This is a genomic window from Brevundimonas sp. ALps5, from assembly GCF_058681645.1.
This window is the reverse complement of record NZ_CM178744.1, coordinates 651832-675816: the sequence shown is the minus strand read 5'-3', so window position 1 is coordinate 675816 and position 23985 is coordinate 651832. Positions and strand designations below refer to the sequence as shown.

Genomic DNA, 23985 nt, shown 5'->3' with positions numbered 1-23985 from the left:
CTAGCGATGTTCGACGCCGGAGTCAGCCCGGGGAAAGGCCTAAACCCCGTCCTTCTCCGTCGCCAGCTTCGCCCGGATGTCGGCATGGGCCGCCGTGATCAGCTCGGCCAGCGCCGCCTCGTCCACGGGCTTGCCCCAGCGCAGCTTCACATGCCGCATCCGCTTGCCCGTCCCCTCCAGTAGTCCGGCCGGGTCGGGCAGGGCCGCGCCGCGAAAGAAGCCGACGTTCACATGGGCCTTGAAGGCGTCGACATAGCCAAAGGCGGCGTCCTCCACACAGGCCATTGGATGGCCGTCGCCCAGGGTCTCGCGCACATCCTCGCCGCAGTCGCGCATCCGCTGGAACCAGATACGGGCCAGCTGCCGTAGCGGGTCGTCAGACGACAGCCACTGCTCGACGCCCGGATCGCGCCGCACCGTTCCGTTCAGTCTGAAGAGGGCTTCGGCGTCCATAAGGTCACGCTAGCAGCCTGTCATGACCTGTCTATCTCAGGCCACCCGCTCCACCCGCCGCCGCTGCGCGAGGACGATCACCACATCGGCGATCAGCACCGCGACGGCGGCGATCAGGGCGGTGAAGGCCAGCGCCTCGTTCCTCGCCTGCTCCGCCGCGAACACCCCGGCCAGACCCCAGGACACCGGCAGGCCGAAGGCGATCGTCCGGATCCGCCAGGTCATCGCCACGGCGCCGAGCGCCACGACCGCGACCGCCAGCATGGCCCACAACGTCGGGGACAGGGCTGAGGGCAGGTCGCCGTTGCCGGTCGCCACGGTGATCAGATTGACCGGCGCCGCGATGCTCAGCCACCCGGCCAGCAGGCTCAGGGGCCAGACCGTCATCCAGCGATCACGGTCGGCCAGCCTCAGGTTCCGGATCTGACGTGCATGGGCCAGAAGCGGAATGACCAGCACACTCAGCGACCCGAAGATCAGCACGATGGTCGCCACCTCCCAGTCGAACGCCGCCGCCACGATCCAAAGGCCGATCCCGGCGAAGGCCAGGACCGAGGGCCAGCCGAAGGCGTGGATCAGGTCGCTCTCGCCCGTCTGCGGCAGGGCCTGACGCACCGCATAGATCAACAGGCCCAGATAGATCAGACCCCAGATGGCGAAGGCCCAGCCGGCGACCTTCAGCGTCGCATCGCTATCGGCGGCGAAGGCGGCCGCGCTCTGACCCCAGCCCAGGCCCATCTGCGCCTGGGCCACGACCACGGCGAAGACGGCGGCGCCCAGCACGATCCAGCGGCGGGTCTTCTGGGCGGCGGTCGGGCGGACGATGGACATGCAGGCTCCTCGAACGGGTTCAGCCCGCCCTTACGCTTCAGCGCGGTGAAGGTTCACCGGAACCGCAACGGTCGCCCATCGGTTCAGCCTGCATCATCGCTGCAGAGAAGGAGGCTTCCATGCCCGATCCCAAGGACGCTCCGGGGGACAAACCCCATTTCGAAACCGACGACGTCGAGGCCAATCTGGCCATCGAACAGGGTCTGGGCGTCGGCGCCCGCGAACTGGCCGCCCAGCGCGACCCGGGTGGCATCGTCACGCCTGACGAGGACGAAGACGCTGTCGACGAAGACGAACAGCTGTCGCGCACCAGTGACGCCTGAAAACTGATCTTGTTGCGGCGCACCCAGGCAGTTGACGAGACGCGGTTCGGTGGGTTTCGTTCGGTGAATGCCGAACGCCGCGCCCCAGCCCCGTTCCCCTGACGCCGTCGGCGCCATCTTGGCGCGCGCCGACGCGCTTCTGTCGGCCGATCCGGGCGACCTGCGCGGCCTGATCCTGAAGGGCGACGCCCTGGCGGCGCGGGGCGACGCCCGGTCGGCCTCGACCTTCTATACCTCGGCCCTGCGCCAGGCCTCGGGCCGACCGAATCTGACACCCGATCTGATCGCCGACCTGCGCCGCGCCCAGGCCGCGGTCCAGGCCCAGGCCCGGGCCTTCGAGGATCACCTGATCGCCAGCATGGCCGAGGCCGGCTTCGACCCCGCCTGTTCCAGCGACCGCTTCAGCCTGTCGCTGGACCTGATGCAGGGCCGCAAGCAGCTCTATCTGCAGCAGCCGCGCTTCTACCTCTTCCCCGGCCTGCCCCAGGTGCAGTTCCAGCCGCGCGACAGCCTGCCCTGGCTGGCCGAGGTCGAACAGGCGACGGCGGACATCACCGCCGAGCTTCAGGCTCTGCTGGCCGAACCCGGCCTGTTCCAGCCCTATATTCAGCCGCGCGCTGACCGGCCCAACACCGACGCCTCGGGCATGCTGGCCAATCCCGAATGGAGCGCGCTCTTCCTGTACAAGGACGGGGTTGAGCAGCCGGATATCGCCGGCCGCTGCCCGCGCACGATGCAGGCCCTGTCCGGGGTTCCGCTGTGCCGGGTGCCGGGCCGCACCCCGTCGATCCTGTTCTCGCGTCTGACGCCGGGCGCGCGCATCCCGCCGCATCACGGGCTGATCAACACCCGGCTGATCTGCCACCTGCCGCTGATCGTCCCGCCGGGCAACCGCTTCCGCGTCGGCAATGACGTGCGCGAGTGGAAGGAGGGGCAGGCCTGGGCCTTCGACGACACCATCGAGCATGAGGCCAGGAACGACAGCGGCCTGGACCGCACCATCCTGATCTTCGATGTCTGGAAGCCTGAATTGACCGCTGAGGAACGCGATCTGGTCGCCGCCCTGTTCAAGGCGGTGGACGGCTATGGCGCCGGCGGCGCCGCTTGGGGCGTTTAGGCCGCGGCCATCACGCTGCGGAACAGGGTCGCGCCGTCGGCGGAGCCCAGCTCGGCCTCGAAGGCCCGGTCGGGGTGGGGCATCATGCCCAGCACGTTGCCGCGCGCATTCTGAATGCCGGCGATATTGGCCACCGAGCCGTTCGGATTGTCGACGTAGCGGAAGACCACCTGGCCCTCGCCCTCGAGCCGGGCCAGGGTCTCGGCGTCGGCGAAATAGTTTCCATCGCCGTTGCCTTGCGTCATCACCACCTCGCGCTGGCCCTGATAGCCGGCGGTGAAGCGGGTCTGACCGTTGGTCACTTCCAGAGCGATGGGCTTGCACACGTACTTCAGCCCGGCGTTGCGCAGCAGGGCGCCGGGCAGCATTCCGGCCTCGCACAGAATCTGGAAGCCGTTGCAGATGCCGACCACGGCGACGCCGTCGTCGGCGGCCTTCTTCACGGCCTGCATGATCGGGGCCTGGGCCGCCATGGCGCCGCAGCGCAGATAGTCGCCATAGGAGAAGCCGCCCGGCAGGACGATCAGGTCCAGGTCGTCGGGCAGGCTGGTTTCGCCATGCCAGACCATCTCCACCCGCTCGCCGGTGGAGCGTTCGATGGCGACTTTACAGTCCCGGTCGCAGTTGGATCCGGGGAAGACGATGACGGCTGCGCTCATGGGCGGGGCCTCTAGCAGGATTCCGTGAGAGTGTCAGGCCCGAGATCAGGCGGGCGGCGTGCGTTTTGCGTCCCACATCGCCCAGGCCCAGATGATCAGGCCGCCGAACGCCAGGGCGGACCCCACCAGACCCGTCGAGGCCCAGCCGAAACCGGCCGCGATGGCCAGGCCGCCGAGGAAGGGGCCCAGCGCGTTTGCGGTGTTGAAGGCCGAGTGGTTGAGCGCCGCCGCCAGGGTCTGGGCGTCGCCCGCCACATCCATCAGCCGGGTCTGCAGCAGCGATCCCAGCCCCATCCCCGCCCCGATTAGGACGATGACGATCAGCACGGCCCACAGGTGCGGGGCGGCGAAGAAATACAGGATCAGGGAGAAGACGCTCCAGATCAGCATCCCGGCGCCCGCCTTCATCCCGAACCGGTCCGAGGTCCAGCCGCCGATCAGATTGCCGGCCAGCATGCCCCCGCCGAAGACGACGAAGACCCATGGGATCATCTCGGGGCCGACGCCGGTCACCGCCGTCAGGGTCGAGGCCAGATAGGCGTAGACGGCGAACATCCCGCCGAAGCCGATGGCCCCGATGCCCAGCGTCAGCCAGACCTGCTTGCGCTTCAGGGCGCCGAGCTCTCGCAGGGGGCTGGCGTCGGGGTGGGGCGGATCGCGCGGCGCGAACAGGGCCACCAGGGTCATGGTGATCGCCGCCAGCACCGAGACGGCGGCGAAGGTCCATCGCCAGCCGAAGGCGTGGCTGACCCCTGTGGCTATCGGCACTCCGATCACCGTGGCGATGGTCAGGCCCAGCAGGATCGTCGAGACCGCCCGCGTCCGGTAGGCCAGGGGCACGACCGAGGCGGCGACCAGGGCCGCGACCCCGAAATATGCCCCGTGCGGCAGGCCGCTCAGGAAGCGGAAGGCCAGCATCCAGCCGAAGGTCGGCGACATCGCGCTCAACGCGTTGCCGACGGCGAACAGGGCCATGAAGCCGATCAACAGCTTCCAGCGGGCGACGCGCGCGCCGAGCACGGCCAGCAGGGGCGCGCCGACGACGACGCCCAGGGCATAGGCGCTGATGGCGTGACCGGCGGTGGGGGCGTCGACGCCCAGATCATTGGCGAAGTCCGGCAGGACGCTCATGGCCGAGAACTCGGTGGTCCCGATGGCGAACCCGCCCATGCCCAGCGCCGTCAGGACCAGCGCTACCTTTTTTGCATCGACGGCCTGCGGTTCAACGGTGATCGAATGCGCGGCGTCGAGCTCCGGCGTGGTGTCCGTGGCCATGGGGTATCCTGCGGGCAGAGAGAATTGCTGCACTGCAAAATAGGGATGCGGGCCGCGGGATCAACCGCAACCCGCTCCGATACCGATCACACCTTGTTTTCGGCGGCCCCGTTTCAGGCGGCCCCCGTTTCAGGCGGCCCCCGTTTCAGGCGGCGTAGCGCATCCGCGATCCGCCGCGCGCGGCGCCGGTCGCTCCGGACACCTGGAACCGGCTGACCGACTGGCTCAGCAGTTCAGTCTCCTGGGCCAGGGCGTGGCTGGCGGCGGTGGTCTCTTCCACCATGGCGGCGTTCTGCTGCGTCACCTGATCCATGTGGGCGACGGCGGTGTTGATCTCGGTCAGGGCGGTGGCCTGCTCCTGGCTGGCGGCGGCCATTTCGGTGATCAGCGAGCCGACGCGCACCACGCGGTCGGAAATCCGGTCCAGATTGGCGCCCGTCTGACGGACCAGGTCCACGCCCAGCGACACCTGACGGCCCGAGTTCGAGATCAGGGTGTTGATCTCCTTGGCGGCTTCGGCCGAGCGCTGGGCCAGGGCCCGGACTTCGGAGGCCACGACCGCGAAGCCGCGACCGGCGTCGCCCGCGCGCGCCGCCTCGACGCCGGCGTTCAGGGCCAGCAGGTTGGTCTGGAAGGCGATCTCGTCGATCACGCTGATGATCTGGCCCATTTCGTTGGAGGAGGCATGGATGGCGTCCATGGCCGCGACGGCCTCGCCGACCACCCGGCCGCTGGACTCGGCCTCGTCGCGGGCCTCGCCGACGACGTTGGAGGCCTGACGGGCGCCCTCGGCCGAACGGTTCACCGTGGCGGTGATCTGTTCCAGGGCGGCGGCGGTCTCTTCCAGGCTGGCGGCCTGCTGTTCGGTGCGACGCGACAGGTCGTCGGTCGCCTGGGTCATCTCATGGGCGCCGCCGCGAATGGTCGAGGCGTTGCCGTTGACCGAAACCAGGGTCTCCTCCAGCCGGTCCACGGCGGCGTTGAAGTCCGCCTTCAGCTTTTCATAGCCTTCCGGGAAGTCGGTGACGATGCGGTGGGTCAGGTCGCCCTGCATCAGATGGTCCAGACCTTCGGCCATTGAGGCGACGACCTGGGCCTGTTTCTCGGCGGCGGCCAGCTGGGCCTGTTCGGCCTGGCTACGCTGGGCGGCCTGGGCGGCGGCCTCGGCGCGGGCGCGTTCGACGATCAGGGCCTGCAGGGCCACGACCGAGCGGCCGACCCCGCCCAGCTCGTCCTTGCGCCCGGCGCTGGTCAGGTCGACGTCGGTGCGGCCCTGCGCCAGGGCGGCCATCTCGTCGTTCAGCACCCCGATCGGGGCCACCACTTCCCGCATTGACCGGCGGATCAGCAGCAGGCTCAGGCCCACGCTCAGCAGGATGGCGATGATCATCGTCACGATCCCGCCGACGGCCATGAACTCGGCGCGCGCCTTGGTCGCGGCCAGGGTGGATTCGATCTGTTCGGAGATCGCCTCCATCCGGCTTTCCAGCTCGCTGAAGCTGGTCCGGAAGGCGGGCAGGGCGGCCTCGGCGGCGGCGGGGTTGCTGCCGGCCAGGTTCACCATACGCTCGGCCGAGGCGATATATTGCTGCAGCGGGGCGTCGGCCTGTTCCAGGGCGCCGATGGTCTCGGCGTTGGTCGCCTTCTTGTGGTTCTCGTCGATGGCCGCGCGGAAGTTGGCGGAATGCTCCTCCAGATCGGCCCGGATGCCGGTCATCGCCGCGGCGTCTCCGGTCCGGGCGGCCAGCAGGGCGGCCAGGACGTCGGCGCGCAGGGCGTCGTGCATCATATCGGCCTGCATATGGTTGCGCAGGACCTCGGCGATCCGCGCCGAATCCGACATCGATCCGTTCAGCGACAGCGCGATCAACAGGCCCGAGCCGGAGCCCAATGCGCACAGAATGGCCATCGCCAGGCCGGCGAACTTCACCTTGGAACGGATCGTGGAAAGCATCGGGTCCCCCGCTTTTGTATCAGGGTAACGTCGTTAGGGTTAACGACCTCATTCCGTACGGTAAGGAACACTGCGTAGCCAAAACGCTGTTCGAATTGAGAGTTTTTTGAAGAGTTTCCCTGATGATGCAGTCAACAGGGCGACCCAAAAAGGGCAACGCCTCATCTTCCAGAATGGATGAGAAACAAGATGGCGTTGGTGCGGGGCGTATTCGCGTCGGTTGCTTTGGGTGTTCTTCTGTCGGCGACTTCATCTTTCGCAAAGACAGCTGAGACGGATTCGCAATCGCCTTCAGATCAGCCGATCTGGCAATGGCATTCGGCCTATACCGCCGATGTGATCGGGGTGGTCGACGGCGCCGATGTGCGCGCGGGCCGCTACCTCGACAACCTCGACGTCTCCCTCGACGGCGATCTGGAGCGTCAGTTCGGCTGGCGCGGCGCCAAGGCCCACATCAGCCTTCTGGCCAACGGCGGCGGCCAGCCCAATAACGTCGCCGAGACCCTTCAGGGCTATGACAACATCGAGGTCGGCTCTCACGGCGTCCGCCTGTTCGAGGCCTGGATCGAACAGGATCTGGCCGACGGCCGCGCCTCGGTCCTGGCGGGCCTCTACGACGTCAACAGCGAATTCTATTCGACCGAGGCCTCGGACCTCCTGATGTCGCCGCCGTTCGGCATCGGCTCGGAGTTGGCGGCGACGGGACCGAACGGTCCGTCCATCTTCCCCTCGACCTCTCTGGCGGTGCGGGTCCAGATCGGCGCGACGGATGGCCTTCACGCCCGGTTCGCGGCGGTGAACGCCAAGGCCAGCGCCATCGGCGACGACGGCGGCATCGACACCACCCTGGACGACGGCGCCCTCTATCTGGCCGAGATCGGCTGGTCCGGCCCGGCGCGCGTCGCCATCGGCGGCTGGCGCTACGGCAATGCGCAGGAAGACATCCGAGACCTTGATCCGTTCGGCGATCCGGTCCTGACCGACGCCCAGGGCGCCTATCTGGTCGCCGAGGGCACGCTATACGAGGCCGAAGACAAGCCCACGGTCCGCGCCTTCGCGCGCCTCGGCGCCTCGGACGGCGACACCACCGACTTCAAGGGCGGCTGGCAGGCGGGCCTGCGCGTCGACTCCGTCTTCCACAGCCGCCCGGACAGCGCCTTCTCCATCGGCGTCGATCAGGGCTTCCTGTCGGACAAGGCCCGGGCCAACGCCCTGGACGCCGGTACGCAGTTCGGAGAGGCCGAGAGCGGGATCGAGATCACCTACGCCGACACCTTCGGCCCCCTGACCATCCAGCCGGACCTGCAGTGGATCCACAACCCCGGCGGCGACCGCGATCGCGATGCGATCGTCACCGCCGGGCTGCGGGTGATCCTGACCCTGAAGTAGGCTCTAGGCCCTGTTTTCGTAGGTCGCGGTGATTGTGGCCTTGGCGAGCGTATGGAAATGCAGGTTGAAGCCGAAGACGGCGCCCGAGTTGTCGGGCGTGACGTCCAGCTTGTCCGTGTCCACGGCGAAGACGGTGAAGATATAGCGGTGTGGCCCGTGCCCCGGAGGCGGGGCGGCGCCGCCGAAGCCGGGCGCGCCATAGTCGGTGCGGCCCTCGACCGCGCCTGACGGCACGGGGCCGCCGGCCGGCAGCTCGGTCACATCCGCCGGGATGTTCGCCACCGTCCAGTGCCAGAAGCCTGACCCCGTCGGCGCATCCGGATCATAGACGGTGATCGCATAGCTCTTGGTCCCCTCGGGGGCGCCGGACCAGCTCAGCTGCGGCGAGCTATTGCCCTTGGCCGCGACCTGGGCGTCAGGCAGGACGCCGCCGTCGGTGATGTCGGTGGAGGTCAGGGTGAAGGTCATGGGCGCTCCTGTGGACCAGCCGGAAACGCTCCCGGCGCGGGAGGGTTCGGGCGGCCTGTCCTAACAGGCGGCTCAGCGGGGCAGAAGGTCCCGGATGAAGGCGGGCGCGGTGGACGGCAGCTGACGCGCCTGATCGGGCAGGGCGCGGGCCTGGGCCAGCAGGGTCGGTCCATCCAGACGGCCGGTGGCGATGCCCACGCCGATGATGATCGCTCCCGCCACGATGGCGAGGATCAGCAGACGCAGCAGGGCGCCGAAGAAGCCCGTCCCCTTGCGCTTGCCCCGGCTTCCGGCGGCGGCGACCGCCGTGATCGGGCCCAGCGGATCGGGCTCGACGGCCTTCTCCGCCGCGATGGGTTCGGGAACCAGAGGCTCGGCCACCTCGGCGCTGGCGGCCACGGGTTCGGGCGCCAGAGGTTCGACGGCCTGGGGTTCGACGGCCTGGGGCTCAATGACCTCGGGTTCGGCGGCTTGGGGCGCATCCTCGGCGGAGGCCGCCACGGCCTCGACGGCGACCGGCTCGGCCGACGCGGTATCGGTGGCGTGGGCCGCGGTGACGACCTCGGCGATTTCCGCCTCCCCGACGGTGGAAGTGGTCGCCGGCGCGTCGTCCAGGGTCGAGGTCGAATGGGAGGCGACGAGGGCCAGCGGCGCCCCGCCGCCGGCGCCCGCGCCGGTGTCGCCGTCGTCCGGCCGGCTGTGCGGGGTCGGCTCCAGTTCGGCCAGGGCCAACGCCAGCGCGCCCGAGGCCGCCGCCGCCGGTCCCAGCTCGGCCAGAGCCAGGGCCAGGGCGCCTGACGCCACGATCGGCGGGCGCTCCATCGCCACGGCCTCGGCGCTCTGCGGCTCGGTCGGCGGCTCTTCGGTCGGCTCGGGCCGGGGAGCGGTCGCGGCGGGCCGGATCGGCACGACGTTGGACGGCAGTTCCGGCTCCTCATCGGCCGCTTCGGCAAGGTCGGCTTCGGCTTGCGCGACAGCCGTCTCGAGGGGCGCCTCGGGGGGCGTCACGGGCGCTTCGGCCAGGTCCGGCTCCGAGTGGGCGACGACCGGCCAGGGCTCCAGGCTTTCCAGCGGCTCGACGTCTGCGGTCACCGACGAAACCGCCAATGCGGCAGGGAGCGGCGTGTCCGCGTCCTGCTCCGGATGCAGCACCGGCTGGGCGTGCAGGGTCGCGTCGTCCGGGAACTGGACCAGCTGGGCCTGAAGCTGGCCCAGGGTGAAGGGCTCGTCGCTCTCGAACCGGGAGGGGATGATCGGCCCCAGCTGGCGCAGGGCCCAGTACTGGGCCTTGGCCGCTGCCGGACTGGGCGCATAGAAGACGTGCTTCAGGACGCCGCCGCGATGACCGGAGCCGGTCTCGTCGCCGTCGGTCCGGCTGGCCAGGCGATAGCCCAGGCCGTCATTGTATTCCCACAGCTCATGGCGCAGCCAGATCATCGTCGAACCGCCGTATCAGGGGGCCGCGGACCCGGTTTTCGGGCTCAGGCGACCGGTAAGGAAAACGCAGACGTTAACCTTATCCGACCGAACGGCATTAGGCCACAGGACTCACGGCAAAGCTTTACCGTTACGCCGCCCCTGTGGGCTCGGCGCATCGCTTGCCTCGGCGGCGCGACTTTCAGGGCTTCAGGCGGCCTCGATCCGGTAGGATTCGATGACCGTATTGGCGAGCAGCGTCTCGCACATCTTCCTGGCTTCCGCGGCCGGATCCTCGGCGCCGTCGAGGTCGAACTCGATCAGCTTGCCGACCCGGGCGTTGGCGACGCCGGCCCAGCCCAGACCCTGCAGGGCGCCTTCGACGGCCTTGCCCTGAACGTCCAGCACGCCGGGCTTCAGGAACACATGCACCTTCACCTTGGCCATCAGTGCAGTCCCCCCTGAATCACGGTCGGCATATCCTTCATGATGCCGAGGCGGCGGGCCACCTCCGCATAGCTCTCGATGACATTGCCCAGGTCGCGGCGGAACCGGTCCTTGTCCAGCTTCTCGCCGGTGGTGGCGTCCCACAGACGGCAGCTGTCCGGGCTGATCTCGTCGGCCAGGATGACGCGGGCGAAGTCGTTCTCCCAGATCCGGCCGAACTCGATCTTGAAGTCGACCAGGGTGATGCCGACCGCGCCGAACATCCCCGACAGATAGTCGTTCACGCGCACGGTGGTGGCCAGGATGTCGTCGATCTCCTGCGTCGAGGCCCAGTTGAACGCCGTGATGTGCTCTTCCGTCACCATCGGGTCGTTCAGCTCGTCCTTCTTGTAGTAGAATTCGATGATCGAGCGGGGCAGGGGCGTGCCCTCTTCCTGACCCAGACGCGTGGCCAGCGAGCCGGCGACGATGTTGCGGCACACGACTTCCAGCGGAATGATCTCGACTTCGCGGATCAGCTGCTCGCGCAGGTTCAGGCGCTTGATGAAGTGGTTGGTGACGCCGATTCCGTTCAGGCGGCTCATCACGAACTCGCTGATACGGTTGTTGATCACGCCCTTGCCCTCGAGCTGGGCCTTCTTCTCGCCGTTGAAGGCGGTGGCGTCGTCCTTGAAATACTGGATCAGGGTGCCGGGCTCGGGTCCTTCGTACAGGATCTTGGCCTTGCCCTCGTAGAGCTTCTTGCGCTTGGTGTTCATCTTCGGTCCCGAACGGGAAAAGGTAAGGGCTTCGCCGGAAACGGAAATCGCGCTGCCGGGAAGAAGCTCCGGGCGACGCGTTCGGGAATCAGGCTGGGCGGGGAAATCTGTTCCGCCCTCCTTTAGCGGAACGGGGGCCGCGACACAAACCGGGGGACGATCAGACCTCGTCAGGAGCGATCCCGGTTGCGTTGGGCGGCGGGGCGGCTATAGACGCGTCTGCGGCGCCCGGATTGGCCCGCGTGCGGAGCGAATGACGGCTGATGACCACCTTCGATGATCGGGAAAAGGGCTTCGAGTCCAAGTTCGCGCTCGATCAGGAGCAGGAATTCAAGGCCATGGCCCGCCGCAACAAGCTGCTGGGTCTGTGGGCCGCTGAGAAAATGGGCCTGTCGCCTGAATCGGCCGAGGACTATGCCAAGGCCGTCGTGCGCGCCGACTTCGAACAGCCGGGCGACGAGGACGTGTTCCGCAAGGTCGCCGGCGACTTCAAGGGCTCGGGTCTGACCGTCTCGGACAGCGAAATCCGTTCCAAGATGGACGAACTGGCCTCGGTCGCCCGCGACCAGATCCGCGCCGGCGAGTAATCTCCTCACCACGCGAAGCGTGGGGAGGTGGCGCGGCGCCGCTTGGCGCCGTGACGGAGGGGGTTCTTTGTCGAACCGGACTCCGCCCATGAATTAGAGATAGCCAGCATCCCCTCCACCACCCGCCAAGAGGCGGGCGGTCCCCCTTCCCATGCTTCGCATGGTGAGGAACGCGAAAAGGGCCGCACTCGGGGGAAAGTGCGGCCCTTCGTTTCGGGGGCTGGGGGAAAGCCTCACCCGAAATCTTGCGTCTTGCGCCCCCTTAGAATGCGCCGGGCGAAAAACGGTTCACCGAAAAATCTCAGCCCGGCATCACGACGGTGTCGAGGACGTGGATCACCCCGTTCGACTGGGCCACATCGGCTTGGGTGACCTTCGAGGTTCCGCCCTTCGCATCGGTCAGGGTGATCGACCCGTCGGGGCTGACCTCGGCGGTCAGGGTGTCACCCTCGACGGTGGTGAGCTTGATCTTGCCGTCGGTGGTGTCGGCCCGCGCCGACAGATCGGCGGCGGTCAGCCGTCCCGGCACCACGTGATAGGTCAAAAGCTTGATCAGATCGGCCTTGCCCGCCGGGGTGGCCAGTCTCTGCCGCGTCTCGGCCGGCACCTTTTCGAAGGCGGCGTTGTCGGGGGCGAAGACGGTGAAGGGGCCGGTCGCGGCCAGTGTGTCGGCCAGACCCGCTGTCTGGATGGCGCTGACGAGCGTGGTCAGATTGGCGGCCTTTGAGGCGTTCTCCATCACCGTCGCCCGAGGGCTCATCGGTGCGCCCCCGACCATCGGCTCGCTCGTCACAGGGCCCGAAGCGGGCGCCAGAACCTCGTCGCCGCCCGCCTTCGTCTCCGTCTTCCGGTCACAGGCCGCGAGCGCCAGCAGGACGATCGCCGGAATCAGGGCGGCGATACCGGGGCGGGGGGCGGTCATGACGTCATCTCCTCTGGCCGCTCTCCGAGGCGGCGATGCACCCCATACTGCCCAGACCCCGAAAGGATGCATACCGCCCAGCCTGATTTGCCAGCCTGATTGGCCAGCCTGAACCGGCAGATCCCAACGGGGCTCAGTCGCCGAACACCACCGTCTTGCCATGGTGCATCAGGACCCGGTCCTCGAGGTGATAGCGGACGGCGCGCGCCAGAACCCGCCGCTCGATGTCACGTCCCTTGCGGATCAGGTCCTCGGGGGTGTCGCGGTGGCTGATCCGCTCCACGTCCTGATCGATGATCGGACCCTCGTCGAGGTCGGCGGTGACATAGTGGGCGGTGGCGCCGATCACCTTCACCCCGCGCGCATGGGCCTGATGATAGGGTCTGGCGCCCTTGAACCCCGGCAGGAAGGAGTGGTGGATGTTGATGCACCGCCCGGCCAGCGCGCCCGCCAGGTCGTCCGACAGGATCTGCATATAGCGCGCCAGCACCACCAGTTCGGTCCCGGTGTCGGCGATCAGCTTGAGCAGCATCGCCTCCTGCGCCGCCTTCTCCGAGGCCTGCACCGGCAGGTGGTGGAAGGGCAAGGCGCCCAGATCCACATGGCCGATCTGGTCGCGCGGATGGTTGGACACGATGGCGGTCACATCCATCGGCAGTTCGTCGATGCGCCAGCGATAGAGCAGGTCCGCCAGGCAGTGATCGAACCTGGACGTCAGGATCATCACCTTGCGCGGCTCCGTCCCGCGCAGCGTCCAGTCCATCCCGAACCGGTCGCCGACCTCGGCGAAGGCGGCGTGGATCGCCTCGGGCGCATCGTCCTCGACGGGTTCGAACACCACCCGCATGAAGAAGGTCTCGGTCGCCGCGTCCCCGAACTGCTGGGCGTCGGAGATGTTGCAGTCACGCTGGAACAGGAAGGCCGAGACGGCGGCGACGATGCCGTGCCGGTCGGGGCAGGAGAGGGTCAGGATCATCGGGAAGGCGGACTTTCAGGCGTCTTCAGGGAGGAAGGCCTTCAGTATGGCCCAGCTTTCCGCCTTCTCCGATAGAGGTCTTGTGTGGGCCGGGCTGGAGGAGGGCAGGTCGATCAGGGTCAGGCCCTCGATTGTCCCGAGCGCCCGCCGCCCGCCCTTCGCCGCCGACGCCCCGTTGAACGCCACGGCGCGCAGCCTGGGCAGGCCCGCGATCAGGCCGCGCAGATCGGCGGCCTCGGGCGACCGGATGGCGGCGTCCAGACTGCCCGGACGCTCCGCCGAGGCGATCACGTCCCACAGGCCGACGCCCGCCGCCTTCAGGGCTTCCAGTCGTTCGGCATAGGGCAGGGCGTGGATCTCACGCCCGATCACGCCCCCGATCAGCCGCCAGAAGCCGTTCTGAGGATGGGCGTAATATTGCGCGACCTTAAGTGACGCATCGCCGGGCAGGCTGCCGAGCACAAGCAGCCGCGTGTTCTCATCGACGACCGGAGCGAAGTGCCGCTTGATCGTCATGACAGGGTTCAGCTCGCACCGAACACCCGCTGGAACACCGTGTCCACGTGCTTGGTGTGATAGCCCAGATCGAACAGCGCTTCGAGCTCGGCGTCGGGCACGATCACCTCCGGGTCTTCCTTCAGGAAGTCGAGGAAGTTCCCCTCGCCGCGCCACACCTTCATCGCGTTGCGCTGGACGGCCGCGTAGCTGTCCTCGCGCGACTGGCCCAACTGGGTCAGGGCCAGCAGGACGCGCTGCGAGTGGACAAGGCCACCCAGCTTGTCGAGGTTCTTCTGCATGTTCTCCGGATAGACCAGCAGACGCTCCATCACCCCGGCCAGACGGTTCAGGGCGAAGTCGAGGTGGATGGTGGCGTCCGGGCCGATGCCACGCTCGACCGAGGAGTGGCTGATGTCCCGCTCGTGCCACAGGGCGACGTTCTCCATCGCCGGGGTCACGGCCGAGCGGACCAGGCGGGCCAGACCCGTCAGGTTCTCGGTCAGGATGGGGTTGCGCTTGTGCGGCATGGCCGACGAGCCCTTCTGCCCCTTGTCGAAGAACTCCTCGGCCTCGAGGACTTCCGTGCGCTGCAGGTGGCGGATCTCGATGGCCAGACGCTCGATCGAGGAGGCGACGACGCCCAGGGCCGCGAAGAAGGCCGCGTGACGGTCGCGCGGGATCACCTGGGTCGAGACCGGCTCGACCTGCAGACCCATCTGGTCGGCGACATATTGTTCGACGGCCGGGTCGACGTTGGCGAAGGTGCCCACGGCGCCGGAGATGGCGCAGGTGGCGATCTCTTCCTTGGCCACGACCAGACGGCGCTTCGCCCGCTGGAACTCGGCGTGATAGCCGGCCAGCTTCAGGCCGAAGGTCACCGGCTCGGCGTGGATGCCGTGCGACCGACCGACGGTCGGGGTGTACTTGTGCTCCTTGGCGCGAGCCTCCAGCGCGGCCAGCACACGGTCGACGCCGGCGATCAGCAGGTCCGACGATCGCGCCAGTTGAACGGCGAAACAGGTGTCCAGCACGTCGGACGACGTCATGCCCTGGTGCAGGAACCGGGCTTCCTCGCCGACCGTCTCCGAGACGTGGGTCAGGAAGGCGATGACGTCGTGCTTGGTCGTGCGCTCGATCTCGTCGATGCGATCGCTGTCCCAGGCGGCGTCCTTGCCCTTGGCCCAGATGGCCTCGGCGGCCTCGGTCGGGATGACGCCCAGCTCGGCCATCTTGGTGGCGGCATGGGCCTCGATCTCGAACCAGATCTTGTACTTGGTCTCGGAGGACCAGATGGCGACGGCTTCGGGGCGGGAATAGCGCGTGATCATGGGCGCGGGGTGTCGTTGCAACCCCCTCCTGAGTCAAGCGGCGCTTGTGTCTGACGCGCGTAAACTTGCGTGAGCGGCTGTAGCGCGTGGCCCCGAGTCGGCGCATGAGAGCGCCACATCTTCAGGGGAGGGCCTTATGGAACTGATCATCGGACCGCGCCGGTTCTCCACCTGGTCGCTGCGCCCCTGGCTGGTGCTCAAGCGCTGCACCGACGACTTCACGGTGCGCGAACTCGACTTCAACACCCCCGAAGGCCACGCCGAGATGCTGTCGGTCTCCCCCAGCGGCCTCGTGCCCGTGCTTCGGGTCGACGGCGAGACCATCTGGGACTCCCTGGCCATCTCGGTCTTCTGCGCGGAGCGCTTCCCCGAGGCGAAGCTCTGGCCCGCCGACGCCCACGCCCGCTGGCTGGCCCGCTCGGCGACCTGCGAGATGCACGGCGGCTTCTCGGCCCTGCGCACTCACTGCACCATGAACCCCAACCACCCGATGGTCGGCCCCGAACGCTCCCCGACGCCTCAGAACGACGCCGTCGCCGCCGACATCCGCCGTCTGGTCACCCTGTTCCGCGGCCTGCGCCAGCGCTTCGGGACCGGTGGGGACTTCCTGTTCGGCGAATGGTCCGTGCCCGACGCCTTCTTCACCCCGGTCGCCACCCGCATCCGCCACTACCAGATCGATCTGGCCGCCTATGGCGACGAGGATGGCGTCGCGAGCACATATGTCGCGGCCTTATTGCAACAGCCCGATTTTCTCGAATGGGAAGCTCTGGCTTAGCCGGAACCTCGCCTCATTTGGGGCCTTGAAGGGTCAGCGTTCGTTAAGCACGCCTGCTGACCCGGGCTTAAGACGACGCCGTTATCTTTCATACATCCGGGGCCGGTCCCCGACACAGGACTTAAGACCATGACCGCTCCGGTCGAGCCGCGCCCCGTTGTCGTCACCCCGCGTCAGCCGACGCTGGGCAGTGTCGCGCTCGCGCTTCTGGTCGGCTGCTGCCTGTGCGCCTCGCTGGTCGCCAGCATCTTCTGACGGTTCATAGCCCGCCATTGGGCGCGGGCGTCGAGGCCATCTCCACCGGCGCGGTTGCCGGCGCCGGGGGCACATAGTCCAGACCGATCGACACCAGACCCGCGCCCGAGGCCACCGCGTCCAGGGTGTTGAGCGGGTGGTTGAACATCCGCTGATAGATCCAGTAGGCCGCCACGACCTTCTCGACATAGTCGCGGGCCTGGGGCACGTCGATCGTCTCGATCAGCAGCAGCGGGTCCGGATTGGGCCCCAGCTTGCGCAGCGCCGCCAGCATCGGACCGGGTCCGGCGTTGTACGAGGCCACGGCGCGCAGGATGTCGCCCTGGAACTCGGGCCGCGACAGCATCTGGTTCACATAAACCTGACCCAGCCGCATGTTGACCGCCGGGTCGAACAGCTGCTGCGGCTTGGACACGAAGGTGCGGTCGCCGGTCATTTCGGCGGCGGTGCCCGGCATCACCTGCATCAGGCCATAGGCGCCCGCGCCCGAACGGGCCTCGGCGTTGAAGTCGGTCTCCTTGCGCGCCAGGGCGTAGACCAGGGCCGGCTCGACCGTATAGCCGCCCTCGGGCATCAGCACCGGGGTGGGATAGCGGCTGGCGTCGACCCGGGTCACGTCGGGACCGGAGCCGCCGAGGCGCGGGCCGATGGCGTCGGCCAGGCTGACCCACATGTGGCGGGCGGTGTCGGTGACGGCGGTGCGCAGACCCGCGCGCAGTTCGTCCTGGGCGTCGGAGCGGCGTCCGACCTCCAGATAGGCCACGGCGCGGCGGGCACGGTCGTCGGACTGGATGAAGGCGTTCAGGTCGCGCGAGCTGACGTCGCCGGCGGCGCGGGCCGGTTGATAGGCCGCCCGCTGCAGGCTGGGCTGATAGGGGCGCGGCCCCTGGCCCTCGATCACGATGTCCCGGCCCAGCTGACGCAGCGCCACCTGGCCGTAGAAGGTCGCCGGCCAGCGCGCGGCGATGTTCAGGAAGCCGGTGATCCTGTCCTGACGGCCCGACTGGGCGGCGGCCTTGGCGGCCCAGACCCCGGCCCCGGCGCGGACCCAGGGGTCCTCGGTCGGATCCGAGGCGACCCGCTCGAAGGCCTGCATGGAATCGTTGAACTGACCCAGGCGGTAGGCGGCCAGGCCCGTGGTCCACCAGTCGCCGATCTGGATGCCCAGAGTATAGGCGGTCGACAGGTCGTCGTGGTTATAGGCGACGCGCGCGGCCTTGGCCGGATCGTCCTCGGTCGAACCGCCGCCGGCCTCAACCACGCTCGACCAGGTGCGGCCGCTGACCCCGGCGGGGCGCTTCGGCTCGGCCGCGCCGTCCGGGCGACGCTTCAGGGCCAGCGCATAGGCGCGCGGGGCGCAGGGCAGGTCGGAATAGTCGTCCAGCCAGGCCGACAGTTCTTCGTAGGTGGCGACGTGGTCGGGGTGGAACAGCCGCTCGAACTCGACCTGACCCAGCAGGACGCGGTCGCGCGCCTCGCGCGCCGAGGCGCGGGCCAGGTCCAGATCGCCCCGGCGCAGGGCGTCGAAGGCGGTGGTGTAGCTGAGGCGGTCGGCGGAGCTCAGGGCGGTGGGGCCACCTTCATAGGCGGCGCCCTCGTAGGCAACGCCCTCGGCGGAGTCGGTCGCGGCCGTGGCGGCAGACTCGGCGGAGGGCGTTTCCTTGGCGTTCGCGATCCCCGAAGCGAGGCCGCTGAGCGTCAGGACGAGCATCGGCGCGAGTAGCGCCCGGCGGTAAGCGTACATAGGCGGCGGCCCCCTCGTGCAACGCGTCTCCCGTCTCGATCAGGATCGGCGCGTGTGTCTGCGATCGGTCGTCAATCCATAAGCATGCCCGAAAAACGGGCCCGCCTCAATCACATGACTGTCAGTAAGGGTATTCCCCAGGTTCGAGGCCTCAGTGAGGCGCGCCCGATTCGATCTCGTCCAGCCGCGCCGCCAGCGACAGCATATCGGCCCAGGCCGACTTCTTGGCCTGGGGCTGACGCAGCAGAAACGCCGGGTGCAGGGTCGGCAGGGCGGGGGCGGAGACGTCGCCCTCGTGCAGCCGCCACTCCCGCCACTGGCCGCGCATCCGGAGAATCCCCTCGTCGGTCTGCAGCACCGCCTTGGCCGAGGCCGCGCCGAGCAGCAGCACCGCCTTCGGCTTCAGGATGGCGAAGGCCCGCTCCACGAAGGGGGCGCAGCTCGCCTGCTCCTGCGGCGTCGGCGTCCGGTTGCCGGGTGGGCGCCAGAAGACGGTGTTGGTGATGAAAACCTTCCCGGTCAGGCCCGCGGCCTCGAGCATCCGGTCCAGCAACTGGCCCGCCTTGCCGACGAACGGCAGGCCTTGCGCGTCCTCGTCCGCCCCCGGGCCTTCGCCGATGATCAGGATGGGCGCATCCGTCGCGCCGCGCCCGAACACCGATTGCCGCGCCCCCATGCCGCGCAGGGGGCAGCCCTCGAACGTCGCCACCGCCGCCGCCAGGGCCTCCAGCGTCTCCGCCCCCGCCGCCAGCCGCCGCGCCTCGTCGGCCGCATCATGGCTGTGGTCGGGCGCCACGATCGAGGCCGTCGCCTTGGCCACCGCCTTCAGGGCCGGCGCGGGCACATAGGTCCGGTCGACCGCCGCGTCCTCATAGCAGGCGTCGACCCCCGCATCGCGCCAGAAGGCGAGCAGGCTTTCGGTCGCAGCGATGTCCTGGGGAGAAGCGTTCATGTCAGTCGGTACATGGATAAGCCTTGACCGCCGCAACGTCACGTTCTGATAAGCACATAACCACACTGAGAACCGGGATTCAGGAAACCATGGCCGAGGAAGCAATCGAGGGCGGCGCCACCACTCCGGCGCAGGAAGCTATCCTCGACAACCTGCCGCCGCTGGAAGCGCTGCAAGGCGTCGAGCGCGAGGTTATGGAATATGACGTCGTCATCGTCGGCGGCGGCCCCGCCGGGCTGTCGGCGGCCATCCGCCTGAAGCAGCGCGCCGAGGCCGAGGGCAAGGAGATCAATGTCGCGGTCCTGGAGAAGGCGGCCGAGGTCGGCGGTCACATCCTGTCCGGCGCCGTCATCGACCCCAAGGCCCTGAACGAACTCTTCCCCGACTGGAAGGAACGCGGCGCCCCGCTGGAGACGCCCGTCACCAAGGACAAGTTCCTGGTCCTGGGCCCGATGGGGGAGGTCTCCATCCCCATGCCGCTGCTGCCGCCGATGATGCACAACGACGGCTGCTACATCGCCTCGCTGGGCAACGTCACCCGCTGGCTGGGCGAACAGGCCGAGGCGATGGGCGTCGAGGTCTATCCCGGCATGGCCGCCAGTCATGTGGTCTGGGACGAGCCCACCGGCCGGGTGAAGGGCGTCGTCGCCGGCGTCTTCGGCATCGACAAACACGGCCAGCCGACCGGCGACTTCCAGCCGGGCATCGAACTGCACGGCAAATACGTCTTCATCGCCGAGGGCGTCCGCGGCTCGCTCGCCAAGACCATCATCGCCCGCCACAAGCTGGCCGCCGGCAAGTCGCCCCAGAAGTTCGGCATCGGCCTGAAGGAGCTGTGGCAGGTCCCGCCCGAGAAGCACCAGCCGGGTTTGGTCCAGCACTCGACCGGCTGGCCGCTGGATGAGTTCACCGGCGGCGGCAGCTTCCTCTACCACTTCGGCGACAACTACATCGCCCTCGGCTACGTGGTTCACCTGAACTACAAGGACCCGTTCCTGTCGCCGTTCGACGAGTTCCAGCGGTTCAAGCACCACCCCTCGATCGCCGAACACCTCGAAGGCGGCACGCGCATCTCCTACGGCGCCCGCGCCATCACCGAGGGCGGCTTCCAGTCGGTGCCGAAGCTGTCGTTCCCCGGCGGCGTCCTGATCGGCTGCTCGGCCGGCTTCGTGAACGTGCCGAGGATCAAGGGCAGCCATAACGCCATGAAGACCGGCATGCTGGCCGCCGACGCCGCCTATGACGCCGTCATGGCCGGGCGCGAGGGCGACGAACTGGTCGAATACCAGACCGCCTACGAGAAGAGCTGGGTCCACAAGGAGCTCAAGGGCGTCCGCAACGCCAAGCCCTATCTGACGAAGTTCGGCACGACCCTGGGCGGCGCCCTGGGCGTCGCCGAGATGTGGCTCTTCGCCCTGACCGGCCTGACCACGCCCTGGACCATGAAGCACAAGAAGACCGACGCGGCCTCGACCGAGCCGGCCTCCAAGCACAAGCCGCGCGTTTATCCGAAGCCGGACGGCAAGCTGTCGTTCGACAAACTGTCGTCGGTGTTCATCTCCAACACCAACCACGCGGAGGAACAGCCGGCTCACCTGAAGCTGATCGATCCGTCGATCCCGATCCGGGTGAACCTGCCCAGGTACGGCGAGCCCGCGCGCCTCTACTGCCCGGCGGGCGTGTACGAGGTCCTCTACGCCGAGGACGGCAAGTCGGATCCGCGCTTCCAGATCAACGCCCAGAACTGCGTCCACTGCAAAACCTGCGACATCAAGGACCCGTCGCAGAACATCGTCTGGACCACGCCCGAGGGCGGCGGCGGCCCCAACTATCCGAATATGTAGGGCTTGAGGGGAAACCCCCTCTTGCGGGGGAGGGACAAAGTGGCGAGGTTCCTTGTCATGACGTCCCTTCGCCTCACGCTGCTGTCCTTCACCGCGCTCGGTTTCGCCGCCACCGCGCCCGCCGCCATGGCCCAGGAGGCGCCGCCGGTTTCCGACCCGGCCGCCGGTCAGCGTCCGCCTGTCATCGTACCCGTCCAGCCGCGTCAGTCGGACCCGGTCGTCCAGCCGCCCGCACAAACCGATCCCTCGGCGGACCCCGCCGCCAAACCCGACGCCACGGCGCCGGCCGAACCCGAGGACGGCGAGCCTGCGACCGACGAGGCGCCCCTGCCGCCCGCCGCCCCGGTGGTCACCCCCATCCCGACAGTCTGGGCTCCCGCGCCGCGCGACCGCGAAGGCCGCACCGCCTATGGCCTCTATCTGGCCGGCCGCAACATGGTCGCCCGCTCCACCACGGGCGACGGCGACGGAGCCTTGGGCGCCGACTATCTGAATCGGGTCCAGATCCTGACGCCGGAACAGCCGACGGTTCAGCAGCAGGCCTTCACCGCCGCCCTCCTGGCCGGCGATCTCCGCGACGCCGCCCGCATGGCGCCCTCCGGCCCCGACATTCCGCCGGTCCTGTCCGAGGCCGGTCGTCTGGTGCAGGCCGTGGAGCTCTACGCCCACGGCGACGCCCGCGCGGCGAACGCCATCTTCAAGGCCCAGGCCATCCAGATGCCGCATGCCGCGGCGGGGCTCCTGACCCAGCGCTGGATCGCCGCCGCCGCCGGCGACTGGGACTTCGCCCTGATCGGTCCGCCGCCGACCTCCAACGATACCTTCAGCCAGGTGCTGCGCTTCCAGCGCGCCCAGTTGCTGGAGATGCATCGCCGCTATGACGAGGCCGAGGCCGAGTTCAAGGCCCTGTCCTCCAACCCGGCGGCCCAGCCGCCCTTCCACGCGGGCTACGGCGCCTTCCTTGAGCGGCGCGGCCGCAAGGCCGAGGCCATCGCCGTCTATGACGCGGCCCTCGCCGCCAATCCCGACAGCGCCCTGCTGCAGGCGGCCAAGGCGCGCGTGTCTCGCCGCTTCAGCCGGGCTCCGGCCCGGCCGACCCTGAAGAACGGCGTGGCCCAGGGGCTGACGCTGGCCGCCTCCCTCGCCGCCGACAGCCGCGCCAACGAGTTCGCGGCCGTCTATCTGCGTATGGCGCTCGACGTCTCGCCCAGCGACGACCTGCGCCTGCTGCTCGGCGGGGCCCTCGTCAGCGCCAAGCTGGAGGCCGCGGCCCGCGACGCCATGGCTCCGATCCGTCCGCGCAACAAGACGGCCTACGCCGCCGCCCGGCTTCAGATCGGCGCCAGCCTCGGTCGAAGCGACCGAAAGGACGAGGCTCTGGTCGAGTTCCGCAAGGCCTTCGCCGCCGCCCCGGACTCCCAGGACATCGCCTACGCCCTTGCCACCCAGTTGCTGGAGCTGAAGCGCAACGACGAGGCGCTGGTCATCCTCAACGGCCCGCTGCTCAACACGCCGGACCAACCCGCCGCCGTCCACTTCGTGCGCGGCGCCGCCTATGAGGCCTCGGGCAAGATCGCCGAGGCCGAGACCGAGCTCGCCGCCGCCGTCGCCGACCAGCCCAACGAGCCGGCCTTCCTCAACTATCTGGGCTACCTCTGGGTCGACAACGGCACCAAGGTCGCCGAGGGCGCCGCCCTGATCGCCCGCGCCCATGCGGCCGAGCCCAACGACGGCAATATCCAGGACTCGCTCGGCTGGGCCCAGTTCCGTCAGGGCCAGTACGATCTCGCCGTCACCACCCTGGAGGAGGCCGTCGACAAGGAGCCGGCCAACGCCGAGATCAACGACCACCTCGGCGACGCCTACTGGCAGGTGGGCCGCAAGCGCGAGGCGGGCTTCCAGTGGAACCGCGTCCTGACCCTGAACCCCGACGCCGAACGCCGGGCCGGGGTCGAGAAGAAGCTGGCCGAGGGTCTGCCGCCGCAGACGCCGGTCACCGTGACCGCCCCCATCGCCGCACCGGTCGGCGCCGAGCCGTAGGGTGTCGCTGACCGGGCTCGCGCCTGCCAAGATCAACCTCTTCCTGCATGTCGGGCCGCTGCAGGCCGACGGCTACCACCCGCTCGCCAGCCTCGTCGCCTTCGCCGACGTCGGCGACCGGGTCACGGTCGCGCGCGCCGCCACGTTGTCCGGGGGGCTGTCCCTGAGCGTCGAGGGTCCGTTCGGCGCGGGTCTGGCCGCCGAGCCAGACAATCTGATCCTCAAGGCGCTGCGGGCGCTGGGCGAGGCAGCCGGAATCGGCGAGCCCGCCCTGCACGTCACTCTCGACAAACAGCTGCCCATCGCCGCCGGTCTGGGCGGGGGATCCTCCGACGCCGGAACCGCCCTGAAGCTGGCGCGCGACCTGCTCGACCTCGATCTCGATGATGCGGCGCTGGAGGCCGTCGCGGGCGTGGTCGGCGCCGACGGCCCCATGTGCCTGCGCGCCCGCTCCGCCTGGGCCGAGGGCAGGGGAGACGTCCTGAGCGACGCGCCCGACCTGCCGCCGCTGCACGCCGTCCTGGTCAATCCGGGGGTCCCGTCCTCGACCGGCGCCGTCTATCGCGCCTTCGACGCAGGCCCCGCCGGCGCCACCGACCGCCCCGCCGCGCCCGACGACTGGAACGCCGCCGCCGTCATCGACTGGCTGGCAAGGCAGCGCAACGATCTGGAGCCGCCCGCCCTCGCCCTGACCCCGGCGATCCGGCCCGCGCTGGACGCCGTGGCGGCTTGTGAGGGCGTGGGTCTCGCCCGGATGTCGGGCTCGGGCGCCACCGTCTTCGGCCTGTTCGCCTCGGACGCGGACGCGAACGTCGCCGCCGCCGGCCTCTCGCAGGCCCACCCCGGCTGGTGGATCAGGCGGACCGTCCTGGGGGGCTAGACCTCCAAAGATCGGGCTTCGATGGAACCGGCGCCGGGCCCATCGTCTTATGTCGGCACAGTCAAAATCCCCGACCGTCGCGATCCCTCGC

24 protein-coding genes are annotated in these 23985 nt (G+C 68.9%); 9 read left to right on the top strand and 15 right to left on the bottom strand.

Annotated elements, in window-relative coordinates; all coding sequences use genetic code 11:
• Window positions 1-39 precede the first annotated feature (39 nt).
• Both ACW172_RS03115 and ACW172_RS03110 read right to left on the bottom strand, forming a co-directional pair.
• Window positions 40-453, bottom strand: a complete 414-nt coding sequence (locus ACW172_RS03115; RefSeq protein WP_492033730.1) for a DUF1801 domain-containing protein — start codon at window positions 451-453, stop codon at window positions 40-42.
• Window positions 454-489: 36 nt separating this feature from the next.
• Complete coding sequence (locus tag ACW172_RS03110; RefSeq protein ID WP_492033729.1) at window positions 490-1284, bottom strand: TspO-related membrane protein; 795 nt, start codon at window positions 1282-1284, stop codon at window positions 490-492.
• Window positions 1285-1403: 119 nt separating this feature from the next.
• On the opposite strand from ACW172_RS03110, the gene ACW172_RS03105 reads away from it, so the two are divergent.
• A complete protein-coding gene (locus ACW172_RS03105; protein WP_492033728.1) occupies window positions 1404-1607 on the top strand; it encodes a hypothetical protein in 204 nt (67 codons plus the stop codon).
• A 118-nt stretch (window positions 1608-1725) separates the two neighbouring features.
• Window positions 1726-2724 (top strand): aspartyl/asparaginyl beta-hydroxylase domain-containing protein, encoded by a 999-nt coding sequence (locus tag ACW172_RS03100; RefSeq protein ID WP_492033727.1) that lies wholly within the window; start codon window positions 1726-1728, stop codon window positions 2722-2724.
• Here the strand turns inward: ACW172_RS03100 and purQ are convergent.
• The 3 genes from purQ to ACW172_RS03085 all read right to left on the bottom strand — a co-directional run bounded on the left by purQ (window position 2721) and on the right by ACW172_RS03085 (window position 6612).
• A complete protein-coding gene (gene purQ / locus ACW172_RS03095; protein ID WP_492033726.1) occupies window positions 2721-3383 on the bottom strand; it encodes a phosphoribosylformylglycinamidine synthase subunit PurQ in 663 nt (220 codons plus the stop codon). The genes ACW172_RS03100 and purQ overlap by 4 nt on opposite strands.
• Window positions 3384-3428: 45 nt before the next feature.
• On the bottom strand, window positions 3429-4658 hold the full coding sequence (locus tag ACW172_RS03090) for an MFS transporter (protein WP_492033725.1): 1230 nt from the start codon (window positions 4656-4658) through the stop codon (window positions 3429-3431).
• 145 nt (window positions 4659-4803) lie between these two features.
• Window positions 4804-6612, bottom strand: coding sequence for a methyl-accepting chemotaxis protein (locus ACW172_RS03085; RefSeq protein WP_492033724.1), 1809 nt, complete (start codon window positions 6610-6612; stop codon window positions 4804-4806).
• Window positions 6613-6957: 345 nt separating this feature from the next.
• Here ACW172_RS03085 and ACW172_RS03080 point away from each other — a divergent pair, with 345 nt between their 5' ends.
• Window positions 6958-8001, top strand: coding sequence for a carbohydrate porin (locus ACW172_RS03080; protein ID WP_492033723.1), 1044 nt, complete (start codon window positions 6958-6960; stop codon window positions 7999-8001).
• Between the two features lie 3 nt (window positions 8002-8004).
• Here ACW172_RS03080 and ACW172_RS03075 read toward each other — a convergent pair whose 3' ends face one another.
• The 4 genes from ACW172_RS03075 to purC form a co-directional block, all read right to left on the bottom strand.
• Complete coding sequence (locus ACW172_RS03075; protein ID WP_492033722.1) at window positions 8005-8469, bottom strand: YbhB/YbcL family Raf kinase inhibitor-like protein; 465 nt, start codon at window positions 8467-8469, stop codon at window positions 8005-8007.
• A 72-nt stretch (window positions 8470-8541) separates the two neighbouring features.
• The gene (locus ACW172_RS03070; protein ID WP_492033721.1) at window positions 8542-9906 is read right to left on the bottom strand and encodes a hypothetical protein; all 1365 of its coding nucleotides are present in this window, start codon (window positions 9904-9906) and stop codon (window positions 8542-8544) included.
• A 189-nt stretch (window positions 9907-10095) separates the two neighbouring features.
• On the bottom strand, window positions 10096-10332 hold the full coding sequence (purS, locus tag ACW172_RS03065; RefSeq protein WP_492033720.1) for a phosphoribosylformylglycinamidine synthase subunit PurS: 237 nt from the start codon (window positions 10330-10332) through the stop codon (window positions 10096-10098).
• Window positions 10332-11090, bottom strand: coding sequence for a phosphoribosylaminoimidazolesuccinocarboxamide synthase (gene purC / locus ACW172_RS03060; protein ID WP_492033719.1), 759 nt, complete (start codon window positions 11088-11090; stop codon window positions 10332-10334). The genes purS and purC overlap by 1 nt, the downstream gene beginning before the upstream one ends.
• 263 nt (window positions 11091-11353) lie before the next feature.
• Here purC and ACW172_RS03055 point away from each other — a divergent pair, with 263 nt between their 5' ends.
• The gene (locus ACW172_RS03055) at window positions 11354-11677 is read left to right on the top strand and encodes a DUF1476 domain-containing protein (RefSeq protein ID WP_492033718.1); all 324 of its coding nucleotides are present in this window, start codon (window positions 11354-11356) and stop codon (window positions 11675-11677) included.
• Between the two features lie 301 nt (window positions 11678-11978).
• Here the strand turns inward: ACW172_RS03055 and ACW172_RS03050 are convergent, their stop codons facing one another.
• The 4 genes from ACW172_RS03050 to purB form a co-directional block, all read right to left on the bottom strand.
• On the bottom strand, window positions 11979-12599 hold the full coding sequence (locus ACW172_RS03050; protein ID WP_492033717.1) for a fasciclin domain-containing protein: 621 nt from the start codon (window positions 12597-12599) through the stop codon (window positions 11979-11981).
• A 133-nt stretch (window positions 12600-12732) separates the two neighbouring features.
• Window positions 12733-13575 carry a formyltetrahydrofolate deformylase gene (gene purU / locus ACW172_RS03045; RefSeq protein WP_492033716.1) on the bottom strand — a complete coding sequence of 281 codons (843 nt, stop codon included), beginning with the start codon at window positions 13573-13575 and terminating at the stop codon, window positions 12733-12735.
• A 15-nt stretch (window positions 13576-13590) separates the two neighbouring features.
• On the bottom strand, window positions 13591-14091 hold the full coding sequence (locus ACW172_RS03040) for a DNA-deoxyinosine glycosylase (RefSeq protein ID WP_492033715.1): 501 nt from the start codon (window positions 14089-14091) through the stop codon (window positions 13591-13593).
• Between the two features lie 8 nt (window positions 14092-14099).
• Complete coding sequence (purB, locus tag ACW172_RS03035; protein ID WP_492033714.1) at window positions 14100-15401, bottom strand: adenylosuccinate lyase; 1302 nt, start codon at window positions 15399-15401, stop codon at window positions 14100-14102.
• A gap of 136 nt (window positions 15402-15537) precedes the next feature.
• On the opposite strand from purB, the gene ACW172_RS03030 reads away from it, so the two are divergent.
• A complete protein-coding gene (locus ACW172_RS03030) occupies window positions 15538-16179 on the top strand; it encodes a glutathione S-transferase (RefSeq protein ID WP_492033713.1) in 642 nt (213 codons plus the stop codon).
• A gap of 129 nt (window positions 16180-16308) precedes the next feature.
• Window positions 16309-16434, top strand: coding sequence for a hypothetical protein (locus ACW172_RS03025; protein ID WP_492033712.1), 126 nt, complete (start codon window positions 16309-16311; stop codon window positions 16432-16434).
• Between the two features lie 4 nt (window positions 16435-16438).
• Here the strand turns inward: ACW172_RS03025 and ACW172_RS03020 are convergent, their stop codons facing one another.
• Both ACW172_RS03020 and ACW172_RS03015 read right to left on the bottom strand, forming a co-directional pair.
• A complete protein-coding gene (locus ACW172_RS03020; protein WP_492033711.1) occupies window positions 16439-18178 on the bottom strand; it encodes a lytic transglycosylase domain-containing protein in 1740 nt (579 codons plus the stop codon).
• Between the two features lie 151 nt (window positions 18179-18329).
• On the bottom strand, window positions 18330-19130 hold the full coding sequence (locus ACW172_RS03015; RefSeq protein WP_492033710.1) for a uracil-DNA glycosylase: 801 nt from the start codon (window positions 19128-19130) through the stop codon (window positions 18330-18332).
• Window positions 19131-19324: 194 nt separating this feature from the next.
• On the opposite strand from ACW172_RS03015, the gene ACW172_RS03010 reads away from it, so the two are divergent.
• Genes ACW172_RS03010 through ACW172_RS03000 form a run of 3 tightly spaced genes read left to right on the top strand, consistent with a single transcriptional unit; the run spans window position 19325 to window position 23894 of the window.
• Complete coding sequence (locus tag ACW172_RS03010) at window positions 19325-20974, top strand: electron transfer flavoprotein-ubiquinone oxidoreductase (RefSeq protein ID WP_492034928.1); 1650 nt, start codon at window positions 19325-19327, stop codon at window positions 20972-20974.
• Between the two features lie 57 nt (window positions 20975-21031).
• Window positions 21032-23014, top strand: coding sequence for a tetratricopeptide repeat protein (locus tag ACW172_RS03005; RefSeq protein ID WP_492033709.1), 1983 nt, complete (start codon window positions 21032-21034; stop codon window positions 23012-23014).
• Window position 23015: 1 nt separating this feature from the next.
• Window positions 23016-23894 (top strand): 4-(cytidine 5'-diphospho)-2-C-methyl-D-erythritol kinase, encoded by an 879-nt coding sequence (locus tag ACW172_RS03000; RefSeq protein WP_492033708.1) that lies wholly within the window; start codon window positions 23016-23018, stop codon window positions 23892-23894.
• Window positions 23895-23985: the final 91 nt, after the last annotated feature.